Annotated in this window: 1 protein-coding gene; it reads left to right on the top strand. The window is 69.6% G+C overall.

Annotated features, from left to right (window positions below):
- A partial coding sequence (locus A9X03_RS15245) for an amino acid adenylation domain-containing protein (protein ID WP_156746565.1) occupies positions 1-1124 on the top strand: 1124 nt, incomplete at both ends.

Below are 1124 nucleotides of genomic sequence, written 5' to 3'. Positions count from 1 at the left end.
CCGCCCCGGCACCCGATGACGTCGCGCACCTCATTTACACCTCGGGCACGACCGGGGTGCCCAAAGGGGTGGCGGTCACCCATGCCAATGTGACCCGCTTGTTCGACGGCCTGCAGGTGGGTATCGGGTTGGGATGCGAGCAGGTGTGGGCCCAATGCCATTCGTATGCGTTCGACTTCTCGGTGTGGGAGATCTGGGGTGCCCTGCTTTCTGGTGGGCGGTTGGTGGTGGTGCCCGAGGAGCTGACCCGCTCCCCCGACGAGCTGCACGCACTGCTGATCAGCGAAGGCGTGACCGTCTTGAGCCACACCCCCTCGGCGCTGGCCGCGCTGTCGCCGACCGGACTGGATCAGGTGGCGTTGATGGCCGCCGGGGAGGCCTGTCCCCCCGAGGTCCTCGCACGCTGGGCGCCCGGGCGGGTCATGGTCAACGGTTACGGCCCCACCGAAACCACCGTCTACGCCACCATCAGCGCCCCACTGACCGCGGGCTCGGGCCCGGTGCCCATCGGGCTGCCGGTGCCCGGGACGGCGCTGTTCGTGCTCGACCCGTGGTGCCGCCCGGTGCCCCCCGGGGTGATCGGTGAACTCTATATCGCCGGCCGCGGCGTCGGCCTGGGCTATCTGCACCGGGCGGCATTGACCGCGGCCCGGTTCGTGGCCTGCCCCTACGGGCCGCCGGGAACCCGGATGTATCGCAGCGGGGACCTGGTGTGCTGGCGCCCTGACGGGCAACTGGACTACCACGGCCGCGCCGACGATCAAGTCAAAATCCGCGGCTACCGCATCGAATTGGGCGAAATCCACGCCGCCCTGGCCGCACTCGAGGGAGTCGAACACGCCGCGGTCATCGTGCGCGAAGACCGCCCCGGCGACAAACGCCTCACCGCCTACATCACCGGCACCGCCGACCCCACCCAGCTACGCGCCACCCTGGCCCAACAACTGCCCAGCTACATGATCCCCGCCGCCATCATCGCCCTCGACACCCTGCCCATCACCCTCAACGGCAAACTCGACACCCGCGCCCTACCCACCCCCGACTACACCAACACCCAGCTGTTGACGACGCATCCGGCCAGGTCGGTCCGGCACGTTCCGAGCGCCCGGCGATCGGTGTGCCCA

It is taken from the genome of Mycobacterium sp. E1715 (assembly GCF_001667625.1).
Classification (GTDB): domain Bacteria; phylum Actinomycetota; class Actinomycetes; order Mycobacteriales; family Mycobacteriaceae; genus Mycobacterium.
The sequence above is the reverse complement of the archived record's forward strand: the minus strand, read 5'-3'. Positions and strand labels throughout refer to the sequence as shown.